General features: G+C 52.4%; 12 protein-coding genes. 3 read left to right on the top strand and 9 right to left on the bottom strand.

The features are described 5' to 3' along the window. Positions 1–40: 40 nt before the first annotated feature. The 9 genes from O1721_RS08865 to bolA form a co-directional block, all read right to left on the bottom strand. Complete coding sequence (locus tag O1721_RS08865) at positions 41–439, bottom strand: YbgC/FadM family acyl-CoA thioesterase (RefSeq protein WP_017694410.1); 399 nt, start codon at positions 437–439, stop codon at positions 41–43. A gap of 97 nt (positions 440–536) precedes the next feature. After that, a complete protein-coding gene (locus O1721_RS08860; RefSeq protein ID WP_032647434.1) occupies positions 537–917 on the bottom strand; it encodes a helix-hairpin-helix domain-containing protein in 381 nt (126 codons plus the stop codon). Between the two features lie 148 nt (positions 918–1,065). Beyond that, positions 1,066–2,937, bottom strand: coding sequence for a peptidylprolyl isomerase (gene ppiD, locus O1721_RS08855; protein ID WP_032647432.1), 1,872 nt, complete (start codon positions 2,935–2,937; stop codon positions 1,066–1,068). Positions 2,938–3,149: 212 nt separating this feature from the next. Next, a complete protein-coding gene (gene hupB, locus O1721_RS08850) occupies positions 3,150–3,422 on the bottom strand; it encodes a nucleoid-associated protein HU-beta (RefSeq protein ID WP_002444653.1) in 273 nt (90 codons plus the stop codon). A 210-nt stretch (positions 3,423–3,632) separates the two neighbouring features. Beyond that, on the bottom strand, positions 3,633–5,987 hold the full coding sequence (lon, locus tag O1721_RS08845) for an endopeptidase La (protein ID WP_014882775.1): 2,355 nt from the start codon (positions 5,985–5,987) through the stop codon (positions 3,633–3,635). Positions 5,988–6,171: 184 nt separating this feature from the next. Next, positions 6,172–7,446, bottom strand: a complete 1,275-nt coding sequence (gene clpX / locus O1721_RS08840) for an ATP-dependent protease ATP-binding subunit ClpX (RefSeq protein ID WP_015571275.1) — start codon at positions 7,444–7,446, stop codon at positions 6,172–6,174. Positions 7,447–7,573: 127 nt separating this feature from the next. Beyond that, the gene (gene clpP, locus O1721_RS08835; protein ID WP_006809880.1) at positions 7,574–8,197 is read right to left on the bottom strand and encodes an ATP-dependent Clp endopeptidase proteolytic subunit ClpP; all 624 of its coding nucleotides are present in this window, start codon (positions 8,195–8,197) and stop codon (positions 7,574–7,576) included. Positions 8,198–8,457: 260 nt separating this feature from the next. Then, complete coding sequence (gene tig / locus O1721_RS08830; protein WP_015571277.1) at positions 8,458–9,756, bottom strand: trigger factor; 1,299 nt, start codon at positions 9,754–9,756, stop codon at positions 8,458–8,460. Positions 9,757–10,088: 332 nt separating this feature from the next. Continuing rightward, on the bottom strand, positions 10,089–10,406 hold the full coding sequence (gene bolA / locus O1721_RS08825) for a transcriptional regulator BolA (protein WP_003859051.1): 318 nt from the start codon (positions 10,404–10,406) through the stop codon (positions 10,089–10,091). A 303-nt stretch (positions 10,407–10,709) separates the two neighbouring features. On the opposite strand from bolA, the gene O1721_RS08820 reads away from it, so the two are divergent. From O1721_RS08820 to cyoA, 3 genes are all read left to right on the top strand, one after another. After that, complete coding sequence (locus O1721_RS08820; protein WP_003859052.1) at positions 10,710–11,288, top strand: lipoprotein; 579 nt, start codon at positions 10,710–10,712, stop codon at positions 11,286–11,288. A gap of 45 nt (positions 11,289–11,333) precedes the next feature. Next, positions 11,334–12,809 carry a muropeptide MFS transporter AmpG gene (gene ampG / locus O1721_RS08815; RefSeq protein WP_017383190.1) on the top strand — a complete coding sequence of 492 codons (1,476 nt, stop codon included), beginning with the start codon at positions 11,334–11,336 and terminating at the stop codon, positions 12,807–12,809. A gap of 478 nt (positions 12,810–13,287) precedes the next feature. Then, complete coding sequence (cyoA, locus tag O1721_RS08810) at positions 13,288–14,235, top strand: cytochrome o ubiquinol oxidase subunit II (protein WP_006809886.1); 948 nt, start codon at positions 13,288–13,290, stop codon at positions 14,233–14,235. The last annotated feature ends 6 nt before the right edge of the window (positions 14,236–14,241 follow it).

Raw genomic sequence — 14,241 nt, 5'->3', positions numbered from 1 at the left:
AACGGTAAGTGTCGACAGCACAGTTATCCCTGAATATTTCTTACGCGATCATCAGCTCCAGCTTTTCGCGCAACTCCCCTTCCAGCGGCAACGCTTTCTGAGTTTTGAGATCTATACAGACAAAGGTGATCAGCGCATCGGCCACCACCTGCCCTTCTGGCTCCAGCGTAACGACCTGGCTCAATACACCACTTTTGCCATTCAGTTGTTGGACCTCACTGGTCACGGTGAGCACATCCCCCAGCACTGCCGGGCGGCGGTAGTTAATGTTGATATTGACGACCACAAACGCGATGTTGTGTGCGGTCAGCCACTGGAAGCTTTCGCTGTTCTCCAGGCCGTCCCAGCGCGCCTCTTCAAGAAATTCAAGGTAGCGGGCGTTATTGACGTGCTGGTAAACATCGAGGTGATAACCACGGACTTTGATTTGTGTCTGCATAGCGCAATAGCCTTTCGTTGTTATAGGTTCAGAGGTCATAACTGGTATGACCTCTTTATCCTGGCAAATTTTTGCCGCAGTGCAAGTGATTACGCGATTACAGCGTCAGGTGTGCGAGATTGCGCTCAACCAGCGCGCTGCCCATACCCGGCACCTGCTTGAGATCGTCAAGGGTTTTGAAAGGGCCATACTCTTCACGATAGCTGACGATGGCCTGCGCTTTTTTTAGACCCACGCCATTCATAACGCGGGCAAGATCGTCCGCAGAGGCAATATTGATACTGACCCGCGTACCCTCGTCCTCAATGGCTTTCGTGCTGGCCGTCGCGTTGGCTTTAACATGACCTTGTGACGTTGCATCGGCCTGGTTTTGTGCAGCCTGCGCTTTAACCGAGGGGGACGCGGCCAGCGCGCCCGCACTCATCCCGGAAGTGGCAATAGCCAGTGTAATTAACAGTGCTTTGATTCCACATTTCATGCTGTTTTCTCCTTGTTTGTTGACAGCCACGCCACGATAACCGCACGGGAAAACAGGGACAAACAACAGATTGCAGAAATGGAAAAGGCCGCGAAAGCGGCCTTTAGTTTTTGCAGAGCGTTACTAAAATCTGCGAGCAGATACGTAATTATTGCTCCTGAGTGACCACATCACCCAGTTTGATTTTGGCTTCTTTACGCAGGTTGCTCATCATCGCTTCGAAAGCAATCTGGGCATTGTTCTGGGTAATTCCCTGAACCATGGCCTTCTTCTGCGCGTCTGGCAGCGTACCGGCTTTTACTTCATCCAGCGCCAGAAGCACCACGTTACCCTGCATATCGGTCGTGGTACCATAGACAGGTTTGTCTTTCGCCGGCAGACTCAGACCAAACGCCGCCTGGCTGACAGGATCCTGACCGGTACGGCTCAGCGTTTTTGCTTCGCCAAAGCTCAGGCCAGCCGCTTTCAGCGCATCGTTCTTACCGGCTTTCAGATCGGCCAGAATTTTCTCTGCATCCAGTTTTGCCTGCTGTGCCGCTTTGTTGTGTTTGACCAGCGCCACCACCTGATCTTTCACTTCCGCCAGGGGCTTCACTGCCTCGGCTTTGTGCTCGCTGACGCGCAGTACGAACGCTCGGTCACCATCAACGGTAATGATGTCTGAGTTGCTGCCCGGCGTACCGTTCTCACCGACCAGACCACCATTGAAAATGGCATCTGAAACTGGTTTGAAGTTCAGTTCTTCCGGCAGGTTTTCATGGCTGAACCAGCCCGTCTCAACCGCTTTAACGCCAGCAGCCTGCTCAGCACCCGCCAGTGATTCGTTGTCGTTGCTTGCGGCATCGCTCACTTTCTGTTGCAGAGCATAGAAGGCGTCCAGCGCTTTCTCCTGCTTCACTTTCGCAGCGATATCATCACGAACGTCAGCCAGCGGCTTGGTTTTCGCCGCCACAACATCGTCCAGACGCGCCACCAGGAAACCAACGGAGGATGTGATTACACCAGACAGTTGGCCTTTCTCTTTCAGGCCTGCATTTTTCAGCTCGTCCGGGGTAGTGGACTCTTCCAGCCAGCCCATATCACCGCCGTTTTTGGCAGAAATAATGTCGGTGGATTTTGCTTTCGCTAAGGTGGCGAAATCAGCGCCTTTGTTCAGCTCGTCCAGCACGGCTTTCGCTTCTGCTTCCGTTTTGGTCTGGATCACGCTGTAACGGTTACGCTGCGGCTGAGTGAACTGATCCTGATGCTGGTCGTAATAAGACTGGATCTCGGCGTCAGTCGCGTTTTCCTGCATCGCAGCTGCATCCAGCTTGATATAGCTTACGCGGAACTGTTCCGGAGAGATGAAGTTGTTCTTGTTTTGCTCGTAGTAAGCATTAACTTCAGCGTCGCTAACCTGCTGTTTCGCTGCCAGTGCGTTGACATCAATCGTCGCTTCACGCACCACGCGTTGCTGCGCCACCAGTGCCGCCAGCTCTTCAGTTTCGCCTTTCAGCATGAAATCGGTGCCCACCACCGCGTTGATCAGCTGTTGCGTGGTCAACTGGTTACGCAGCGCCTGAGCGTACTGGTCAGCCGTCATACCCATCTGGTTAACAATGCTGTTGTAACGCGCGTTGTCGAACTTCCCATTAGACTGGAAAGCCTGCGTCGAGAAGATGGCTTTTTTAACCTGCTCATCGCTGATGCCCAGACCCAGGCTTTTCGCGTACTGATCCAGCAGCGCTTCGTCGATAAGGCGGTTCAGCGTCTGCTGACGCAGGTTTTTCATATAGCCTTCGTTGGCTGCAAGTTCAGAGTATTGGTCGCCCAGCTGTTGCTGCATGCGGTTACGTTCACCAGCAAAAGCGTTCTCGAACTGCCCACGGCTAATTTCCTGGCCATTCACTTTTGCGGCGTAGTTCGCGCCACCGCCGATGAGGTAACTACTCACACCGGTCAATATGAACGACACGATAATGATACCGAAAATAATCTTGAGCACGAGACTGTTAGCAGCCGTGCGTAAGCTGTCCATCATGGTGTAACAACACTCCGCTGTAGGTGACTGGTTACCTGACGCTGACGGAAAATCCTGACCGTCGCGCGTAAAGGCGTATTGTGACAAGAAAACAGGGCAATTGTCAGCCCACAACTCGCATAAACTCGCACAAATCAGGTCTGGACAAACAAAAAAGGCACATCAAACGATGCGCCCTTGTACTTTTCAGCTTCCCTGGAGCGGGAAAGCAATCAGTTTACTGCGTCTTTCAGCGCTTTACCTGCACGGAAACCCGGCACTTTAGCGGCAGCAATGGTGATCTCTTTACCGGTCTGAGGGTTGCGGCCAGTACGGGCTGCACGCTCTTTAACCGCAAAAGTACCGAAGCCTACCAGTGCAACGTCGTCCCCAGCTTGCAGAGATTCAGTAACAGAAGCAATTAAAGCATCTAAAGCACGTCCCGCTGCAGCTTTAGAAATATCAGCACCCGCAGCAATTTTGTCAATCAGTTGAGATTTATTCACTGTTCTCTTCCTCTCTTTATAATTTATATCGCACCTGAATCCTTCACAGCGCGACCGCGCAGCAGTTATATCAGTCCTGCTATGACCTTACAACACCCGTTGTTGATGGCTAACCCAATCAGCAATCTAAATTAGCTATACAAAAAAAGGCTGGCAAGTACGAAATGACTTACCAGCCTTGTTTTTATTGGCGCTCTTTGCGCGAGGTCACTATTTTGCGGTTACAACCTGCATTCCGGACGGTTCATTTTGCAGTGCGAGAGTCAGAACTTCCTCAATGCGTTTCACCGGATGGATCTGCAAATCGGCAATAACGTTGTCCGGAATCTCTTCCAGATCGCGTTTATTTTCGTAAGGGATCAATACGGTTTTGATCCCACCGCGGTGTGCCGCCAGCAGTTTTTCTTTTAACCCGCCGATAGGCAGTACCTGACCACGCAGCGTAATTTCACCGGTCATGGCCACATCAGCACGAACCGGGTTCCCTGTCAGGCAGGAAACCAGCGCCGTACACATGGCAATACCCGCGCTTGGGCCATCTTTCGGCGTCGCCCCTTCCGGAACGTGAACGTGAATGTCGCGTTTTTCGTAGAAATCCGGGTTGATACCCAGTTTTTCCGCGCGCGCGCGCACCACGGTCAGCGCCGCCTGGATGGACTCCTGCATCACTTCACCCAGTGAACCGGTGTAGGTCAGCTTGCCTTTGCCCGGGACACAGGCGGTTTCGATGGTCAGCAGATCGCCGCCCACTTCCGTCCATGCCAGACCGGTCACCTGACCAACGCGGTTTTCGTTGTCCGCACGACCGTAGTCGAAGCGCTGAACGCCAAGGTACGCATGCAGATTGTCGCCGTTAATCACAATGTGCTTCAGGCTCTTATCCAGCAGCAGCTGTTTCACCGCCTTACGGCACAGCTTAGAGATCTCACGCTCGAGGCTACGAACGCCCGCTTCACGGGTGTAATAGCGAATGATGCCAATAATCGCGCTGTCCTCGACGGTCAGCTCGTTGGCTTTCAGCGCGTTACGCTCAATCTGTTTCGGCAGCAGGTGCTGCTTAGCAATGTTCAGCTTCTCATCTTCGGTATAACCGGAGAGACGGATCACTTCCATACGGTCCAGCAGCGGGGCCGGAATGTTCATGGAGTTGGAGGTCGCCACGAACATCACATCGCTCAGGTCGTAGTCCACTTCCAGGTAGTGATCGCTGAACGCCACGTTCTGTTCTGGATCAAGCACTTCCAGCAGCGCCGACGCCGGATCGCCACGCATGTCCGAAGACATTTTGTCGATCTCATCGAGTAGGAACAGCGGGTTTTTAACCCCCACTTTCGCCATCTTCTGGATCAGCTTGCCCGGCATGGAACCGATATAGGTGCGACGATGGCCGCGGATTTCCGCTTCATCGCGTACGCCGCCCAGCGCCATACGGATATACTTACGTCCGGTCGCTTTGGCGATGGACTGGCCCAGAGAGGTTTTACCCACGCCTGGAGGCCCTACCAGGCACAGGATTGGGCCTTTGATTTTGTTCACACGGCTCTGTACCGCGAGGTACTCAAGAATGCGGTCTTTCACGCGTTCCAGGCCGTAGTGGTCGGTATCGAGGATTTCCTGCGCCTGACGCAGGTCTTTTTTGACCTTGCTGCGGGCATTCCACGGAACCTGCACCATCCACTCAATATAGCCGCGCACGACGGTCGCCTCTGCCGACATCGGAGACATCATTTTCAGCTTCTGCAACTCAGCTTCGGCTTTCTCTTTCGCCTCTTTCGGCATCTTCGCCGCGTCGATCTTACGCTTCAGCGCTTCGTTTTCATCCGGCGCATCGTCCATCTCGCCGAGCTCTTTCTGAATGGCTTTCATTTGCTCGTTCAGATAGTACTCACGCTGCGATTTTTCCATCTGCTTTTTGACGCGGTTGCGAATGCGCTTCTCAACCTGGAGCAGATCGATCTCAGACTCCATCATCGCCATCAGGTATTCCAGACGTTCGTTAACGTCGGACATTTCCAGCACGGACTGTTTGTCAGCAAGCTTCAGCGGCATGTGCGCAGCGATGGTATCCGCCAGACGTGCAGGATCGTCGATGCTGTTCAGCGACGTCAGCACTTCAGGTGGGATTTTCTTATTCAGCTTGATGTAGCCTTCGAACTGGCTGATCGCGGTGCGTACCAGCACTTCCTGTTCGCGCTCATCAAGTTCCGGTGAATCAAGGTACTCTGCCTTCGCAGAGAAGTGCTCGCCATCGTCTGACAGAGTGGTAATACGCGCACGCTGTAAGCCTTCCACCAGCACCTTCACGGTGCCGTCTGGCAGCTTCAGCATCTGCAAAATAGAGGCCACGGTCCCGACGGTGAAAAGATCGTTTACACCCGGCTCATCCGTTGATGCTTCCTTCTGCGCGACCAACATGATTTTTTTATCATGATCCATGGCGGCTTCGAGGCAACGGATAGATTTTTCCCGCCCTACAAATAAGGGTATGACCATGTGCGGATAAACCACCACATCGCGCAACGGCAATACGGGGATTTCAATGCGTTCAGAACGCTCAGGATTCATAGAGCTCTCTCTTAGTTTAGTGTCCGCCAGGTAAACTGGTCATGTAACTGTGCTTCACACAACCATTAACATGTAATCCAGTATATGGGGATGTTTCCCATACATTCAACGCCATGAATACGGAAAAAGTAAAGGGGAGATAAAATCCCCCCTTTTTGATTAACTGATTGTATGAAATGGTGAATTATTCGCCAGATGCCTGCTGCGCTTCCGGTTTACCGTAAATCAGTAACGGCTTGGACTGGCCACCAATGACGGACTCGTCGATCACGACTTTTTCAACGTCTTCCATAGAAGGAAGATCGTACATCGTGTCGAGCAATGCTGCTTCTACGATAGAACGCAGGCCACGGGCACCGGTTTTACGCGCCATCGCTTTCTTGGCAATCGCGTCCAGTGCTTCGTCACGGAATTCCAGCTCAACGCCTTCCAGATTAAACAGCGCCTGATACTGCTTGGTCAGCGCGTTTTTCGGCTCTTTCAGGATCTGAATCAGCGCGTCTTCGCTCAGTTCGTTCAGGGTCGCCACAACCGGCAGACGGCCGATAAATTCCGGAATCAAACCGAATTTGATCAGATCTTCCGGTTCAACCTGCGCCAGCAGCTGGCCTTCGTTTGGTTTTTCAGACGTGGCTTTCACCGTTGCGCCAAAACCAATGCCGGAGCCGGTTTCCACACGGTGAGAGATCACTTTATCCAGGCCTGCAAACGCACCACCACAGATAAACAGGATCTTGGAGGTATCAACCTGCAAGAATTCCTGCTGCGGATGTTTACGCCCACCCTGCGGTGGAACAGCCGCAACCGTACCTTCGATCAGCTTCAGCAGCGCCTGCTGCACGCCCTCGCCCGAGACGTCACGGGTGATCGACGGGTTGTCTGATTTACGGGAGATTTTGTCGATCTCATCGATATAGACGATCCCGCGCTGGGCTTTCTGTACGTCGTAATCGCACTTCTGGAGCAGCTTCTGGATAATATTTTCAACGTCTTCACCCACATAACCGGCTTCGGTCAGGGTGGTGGCATCCGCCATGGTGAACGGAACATCCAGCAGGCGCGCCAGCGTTTCCGCCAGCAGGGTTTTACCAGAACCTGTAGGCCCGATCAGCAGAATGTTACTTTTGCCCAGCTCTACGCCATTGCTGGTATCGCCGTTACGCAGACGTTTGTAGTGGTTGTATACAGCCACCGCCAGCACTTTTTTCGCCTGCTCCTGACCAATGACATAGTCATCCAGGTGGTGGCGAATCTCGTGTGGCGTTGGTAACGCGCTGCGCTCACGGTGCGGCGCGACTTCTTTAATCTCTTCGCGAATGATGTCGTTACATAAATCGACGCATTCGTCGCAGATATACACGGACGGCCCGGCAATCAGTTTACGCACTTCATGCTGGCTTTTGCCGCAAAAAGAGCAGTACAGCAGTTTGCCCGAACCATCTTTGCGTTTATCTGTCATGAGTCCAAACCTCTTTTTAAGTTCTATGTGCCGCACATGACGACGCAAATGCCATTCTCAGACGCAAGCTGCTTACAGGCAACGTTCCGCCCTACCTTAGTATAGCGGCACACTCGCGTCGCGGGCATCAATTACGATGGGTCAAAATGGAGTCGACTAAGCCGTACTCAACTGCCTCTGGTGCAGAGAGGAAGCGATCGCGCTCGGTATCGCGCTCGATCTGCTCGAGAGGTTGACCCGTATGCTGCGCCATAAGTTCATTCATGCGCGCTTTTACTTTCAGAATTTCTCGGGCGTGGATTTCAATATCCGTCGCCTGGCCCTGGTAACCACCCAGCGGCTGGTGAATCATCACGCGGGAGTTAGGCAGGCAGAAACGCTTACCTTTCGCCCCTGCGGTTAACAGGAAAGCACCCATGGATGCCGCCTGCCCCATACAGATGGTACTGACATCCGGCTTGATGAATTGCATGGTGTCATAAATTGACATGCCCGCCGTAATCACACCGCCTGGCGAGTTGATGTACAGGTAAATGTCTTTTTCCGGGTTTTCCGCTTCCAGGAACAGCATCTGCGCCACGATCAGGTTAGCCATATGGTCTTCCACCTGCCCGGTCAGAAAGATAACGCGTTCCTTGAGCAGACGGGAATAGATATCGAAAGAACGCTCACCGCGTGAGGTCTGTTCAATAACCATTGGCACCAGCGCCATATGGGGTGCAAAGTTATCTCGTTCGCCACTGTATGACATTTCCGTCTCCTGGTTCAAAATTGAAAACACCTGCTGTACTGATTGTAACCTTATGGACGGATTATCAGCCAGTCTCAATCATCGTGATTACATACTAATGGGGGTCGTCATGCCCTATTTCAAGCATAACAACGTTTTGTTGTAACGCTAACACTGAAAGGGCGTTTTAGCACCCTTCCAGGACTAAAGCTGTGATAAAAAAAACCCGTCGCCGGAGGGCAACGGGTTTTTTGTTCAAACTTTAAACCGTCGGGGCGAAATTACGCCTGCTGGTTCATCAGTTCGGTGAAAGAGGTCTCTTTTTCGGTCACTTTCGCTTTCGCCAGTACCGCTTCAACAGCCTGCTCTTCCAGTGCGACGTTGCGCATGTTGTCCATCAGCTCTTTGTTCTTACCGTAGAACTCGATCACTTCTGATGGGTCTTCGTATGCAGAAGCCATCTCTTCGATCAGGCCTTTCACACGCTCTTCGTCAGCTTTCAGCTCGTGGGTACGAATCACTTCGCCCAGCAGCAGGCCGACAACAACGCGACGTTTCGCTTGCTCTTCGAACAGCTCGCGTGGCAGTTCCATCGCTTGCTGCTGGTTGCCACCGAAGCGCTGTGCAGCCTGACGGCGCAGAACGTCGATTTCGCTGTCGATCAGGGCAGCAGGAACGTCGATGTCGTTCGCTTTCACCAGACCTTCAATCGCCTGAGACTTCACGCGGTTACGTACAGCGCCGTTCAGCTCGCGCTCCATGTTTTTACGCACTTCGGTACGCAGGCCCGCAACAGAACCATCTTCCACGCCGAAACGCTTGATGAATTCTTCAGTCAGTTCTGGCAGTTCGCGCTCTTCCACTTTCTTCAGGTTGATAACGAACTTCGCTGCTTTACCTTTCAGGTTTTCAGCGTGGTATTCTTCAGGGAAGGTCACGTCAATGGTGAACTCTTCGCCCGCTTTGTGGCCTTTGATACCGTCTTCGAAGCCTGGGATCATACGACCCTGGCCCATCGCCAGTACGAAGTCAGACGCTTTACCGCCTTCGAACTCTTCGCCGTCTACAGAACCGGTGAAGTCGATGGTTACGCGGTCTTCCGCGTCAACAGCGCCTTCTTTCTCTTTCCAGTTCGCCTGCTGCTTACGCAGGGTATCCAGCATGCCGTCAACGTCTTCGTCAGTCACGGAAACGATCGGTTTTTCAACTTCGATAGATTCCAGACCTTTCAGTTCAACTTCCGGGTACACTTCGAACTCTACGGAGTAGGTGAAGTCTTCGCCCTGCTTGTATTCACCTGGAACGTAGTTCGGCGCGCCGGCTGGATTGATTTTTTCTTTGATGATCGCGTCGATAAAGTTGCGGCTCATCAGTTCACCCAGCACATCCTGACGCACGGAAGCGCCATAACGCTGAGCAACAACATTCATTGGTACTTTGCCCTTGCGGAAGCCGTCAATACGTACTTTTTTTGCTACGTTGACCAGCTCGCTTTTCACAGCAGTTTCGATGCTGTCAGCAGCGATAGTAATCGTTACACGGCGGCCAAGGCCTTGAGTGGTTTCAACTGAAACTTGCATCTTGTTACCTCAAAAAAATCACAGTGCTCGGTCAACTCTGAATCTGTCTGTTATACCGGGATGCTCTCTTAATGTGCAGATTCACATTCCCTGTCGCCAGAATCATCCCGAAGACATTCAATAAGACGCGGCATTATAGCGGCATCACTTAGGTGAGTCGAGAACGGTTGGAGCATGTTGCTGCGGCTTTTTTCACACTTTAAGGCTATTTTTAGCCTTAAAAACGCGCCATCCGCTCAAAACTCAGACAAAACAAAACGGCCCGAAGGCCGTTTTGACGAAATCTGTAAGCAACATACTGGAAAAACTCCGGCGGTTGCAAATCCGATTTATCAGGCGATGGTGCCTGCACCCCGACAAGGCGGTGATGCGAATACCGTATCCTGTAGCCCTTCCCATTCCTTAATGGTGTAGGTATGCAGCGCCAGCGCATGTACGGTTGTGGAGAGTTCTTCCGTCAAGGTGCTGTAGATCAAGCGGTGTCGGTTCAGGAAACGTTCTCCCGTGAAGCGATCGCTGACCAGAACCACTTTAAAGTGGCTTTCAGAACCTGCCGGCACGTTATGACGATAGCTTTCGTCGACAACTTCGAGAAACACAGGGTTGAACGCTGCCCTTAATTTTTCTTCTATCTGTTCACGTATCATCATGAAATCACTCCTCCGACAACGCTAAGGTGTCACCCATCCCTTTAAATATTAGCCGCTTTTACCGGTTCCATTACACCTTGACAACAAATATTTAGCTTTCGTCTGATTTTCTCATCCAAACGAATGAAGTTCACTATGAGGTTCATACGTTTTGTCACTTACAGGCAGAGAAAAGCGGAAAGGTGGTCAGTTTTCGGACAAGGCGATGAATTTACATGCGTTGACCACTTCCCCTGGCCGTTAGCGATGTTATGATGGCGGCAATTTTTCTCTCTTTGCTTACGATTCGTTGAGAACCCGAAAATGTTAAAAAAACTCTTCTTTCCGTTGGTAGCACTCTTTATGCTCGCCGGCTGCGCGACTCCGCCGACGACCATTGACGTTTCACCAAAAATTACCCTGCCTCAGCAGGATCCAAGCCTGATGGGCGTCACAGTCAGCATTAATGGCGCCGATCAGCGTCAGGACCAGGCGCTGGCGAAAGTGACTCGCGACAACCAGCAGGTCACGCTGACCGCCTCCCGCGACCTGCGCTTCCTGTTGCAGGAAGTGCTGGAAAAACAGATGACCTCCCGTGGCTACATGATTGGCCCAAGCGGCGCGGTTGATCTGCAAATCATCGTGAACAACCTGTACGCTGACGTCTCCCAGGGTAACGTTCGCTACAACATTGCGACCAAAGCCGATATCGCCATCATTGCTACCGCGAAGAACGGCAATAAAATGAACAAAAACTACCGTGCAAGCTATTCCGTTGAAGGCGCATTCCAGGCCTCCAACAAAAATATCGCTGACGCGGTTAACAGTGTGCTGACTGACACCATTGCCGACATGGCACAGGACACCAGCATTCACGACTTCATCAAGCAGAACGCCCGTTAATCCTGCTGACTGACCCGGTGCTTCACCGGGTCAGTTCATAAGAACATGTCCAGTCACTACTTACGTATTTTCCAGCAACCGAAATCAGCTATTCTGCTGATCCTTGGTTTCGCCTCCGGTTTACCCCTTGCGCTCACCTCCGGCACGTTACAGGCGTGGATGACGGTTGAGAACATCGATCTTAAAACCATTGGTTTCTTCTCGCTCGTCGGCCAGGCTTACGTCTTTAAGTTCCTGTGGTCGCCGGTGATGGATCGCTATACCCCACCGTTCCTCGGGCGCCGTCGCGGCTGGTTAGTGATGACGCAGGTGCTGCTGTTGCTGGCCATTGCCGCAATGGGTTTCCTTGAGCCGTCAACACAGCTGCGCTGGATGGCCGCGCTTGCGGTGGTGATCGCCTTCTGCTCCGCTTCGCAGGACATTGTTTTTGACGCCTGGAAGACGGACGTCCTGCCAGCAGAAGAGCGTGGCGCCGGTGCGGCAATCAGCGTGCTTGGCTACCGCCTGGGTATGCTGGTTTCCGGCGGGCTGGCCCTCTGGCTTGCCGACCGCTATCTCGGCTGGCAGGGAATGTACTGGCTGATGGCCGCTCTGCTGATCCCCTGCATTATTGCCACGCTATTCGCGCCTGAACCGAGCGATGTGATTCCGGTCCCCCGCTCGCTGGAGCAGGCCGTCGCCGCACCGCTCCGCGATTTCTTTGGTCGCAATAATGCCTGGCTGATCCTGCTGCTGATTGTCCTTTATAAGCTTGGCGACGCTTTCGCCATGAGTCTGACCACCACCTTCCTGATCCGCGGCGTCGGGTTTGATGCGGGCGAAGTCGGCGTGGTGAACAAAACCCTGGGGCTGTTTGCCACGATCGTCGGCGCGCTGTACGGCGGTGTATTGATGCAGCGCCTGACGCTGTTCCGCGCTCTGCTGATCTTCGGCATCCTTCAGGGCGCATCGAATGCCGGTTACTGGCTGCTGTCGATCACCGACAAGCATATGATCAGCATGGCGACGGCGGTATTCTTTGAAAACCTGTGTGGCGGTATGGGCACTGCGGCATTTGTCGCCCTGCTGATGACGCTGTGTAATAAGTCATTTTCCGCCACCCAATTTGCGCTACTGTCTGCCCTTTCTGCCGTCGGGCGCGTATACGTTGGCCCCGTCGCGGGCTGGTTTGTTGAAGCTCACGGCTGGCCGACGTTTTATCTCTTCTCGGTGGTGGCGGCGGTGCCGGGGATTTTATTGCTGCTGGTCTGTCGCCAGACGCTGGAATATACCCAGCGGACGGAACACTTCATGCCGCGCACGGAATATCAGGCTGCCTATCGGTTTGCCCTGCGTCTGCTGATGGCTGGTTGTCTTGCGCTGGTAGTGTGGCTCGCGGTACTCATCTTGAATGCGACGACCACCTTGTCGCTTCCGTTTGAAACCCAGCTGCTTGATGCAGGGGTGTTACTCGCCATCGTGGGTATCCTGACCGGTGGGATGCTGGATTTCATGTCATTGCGGAAAACGCAGATGACATGAAGTAAAAAGCGAAAGGTTATTTCCCGTTGTAATAACGACACGAAATTATAACGGCGAAATAACCGCCATCGGCAAAAAAAATATTTGTTGTTTTGTGCGGGATAGCATTCGGAAATTATTGGAGCTTATTTCGCTACGCTATTTTCCGTTAAACGATTCAGCATTCGAAAGATTGAATTTTCGTTTTTTAGTTGTCTTTTTATTGATAATTAATTGTTAATTATTTGTGTATTTTTCACAATGGTTATACCAATTGTCCCTTTTGCGGTATGCTGGGGCACCCTTTCGTTATAACGCCCGCTCCGTGCGGCTTCCCCCGGAAAACGCGACATAATTTGCAACACTTGTGACATGTGCGGCAGAACCCGGTAACACCTTCCTGACACAGGCCTAATGATGTTTACAGTAATGTAACCTTCCCGTAAAATGCCCCCACACTTTAAACGCCACCAGACTCCCGTGGAATTGAGGTCGTTAAATGAGACTCAGGAAATACAATAAAAGTTTGGGATGGTTGTCATTATTCGCAGGCACTGTATTACTCAGTGGCTGCGATTCTGCACTACTAGACCCCAAAGGACAGATTGGACTGGAACAACGTTCATTGATACTGACGGCTTTTGGCCTGATGTTGATTGTGGTTATTCCTGCCATCTTGATGGCTGTTGGTTTCGCCTGGAAGTATCGTGCGAGCAATAAAGATGCGAAGTATAGCCCTAACTGGTCACACTCCAATAAAGTGGAAGCTGTGGTCTGGACGGTACCTATTCTGATCATCCTGTTCCTTGCTGTACTGACCTGGAAAACCACTCACGCACTTGAGCCGAGCAAACCGCTGGTTCACGATGAAAAACCTATTACCATTGAAGTGGTCTCCATGGACTGGAAATGGTTCTTCATCTATCCAGAACAGGGCATTGCTACCGTGAATGAAATCGCCTTCCCGGCGAACACTCCGGTTCAGTTCAAAGTGACCTCCAACTCCGTAATGAACTCCTTCTTCATCCCACGTCTGGGCAGCCAGATTTACGCGATGGCCGGTATGCAGACTAACCTGCACCTGATCGCGAATGAAGCAGGCACCTACGACGGTATCTCCGCCAGCTATAGTGGCCCGGGCTTCTCGGGTATGAAGTTCAAAGCTATCGCTACGCCAGACCGCGCGACTTTCGACCAGTGGGTTGCAAAAGCGAAGCAGTCTCCAAACACCATGTCTGACATGGCGGCGTTCGAAAAAGTGGCTGCACCTAGCGAATACAACAAGGTGGAGTACTTCTCTAACGTGAAACCGAATCTGTTCAAAGACGTTATTGGCAAATTTATGGATCACGGCATGAGCATGGACATGACCCAGCCTGAAGGCGAGCACAACACGCACCAGGGTATGGAAGGCATGGACATGAGCCACGCGGAAACCGCTCACTAAGGGGCC

The sequence above is a fragment of the Enterobacter cloacae complex sp. HYC033_NIDB genome (genome assembly GCF_056673335.1).
Note: the sequence above shows the minus strand (reverse complement) of the source record. Positions and strands in the feature narration are given on the sequence as shown.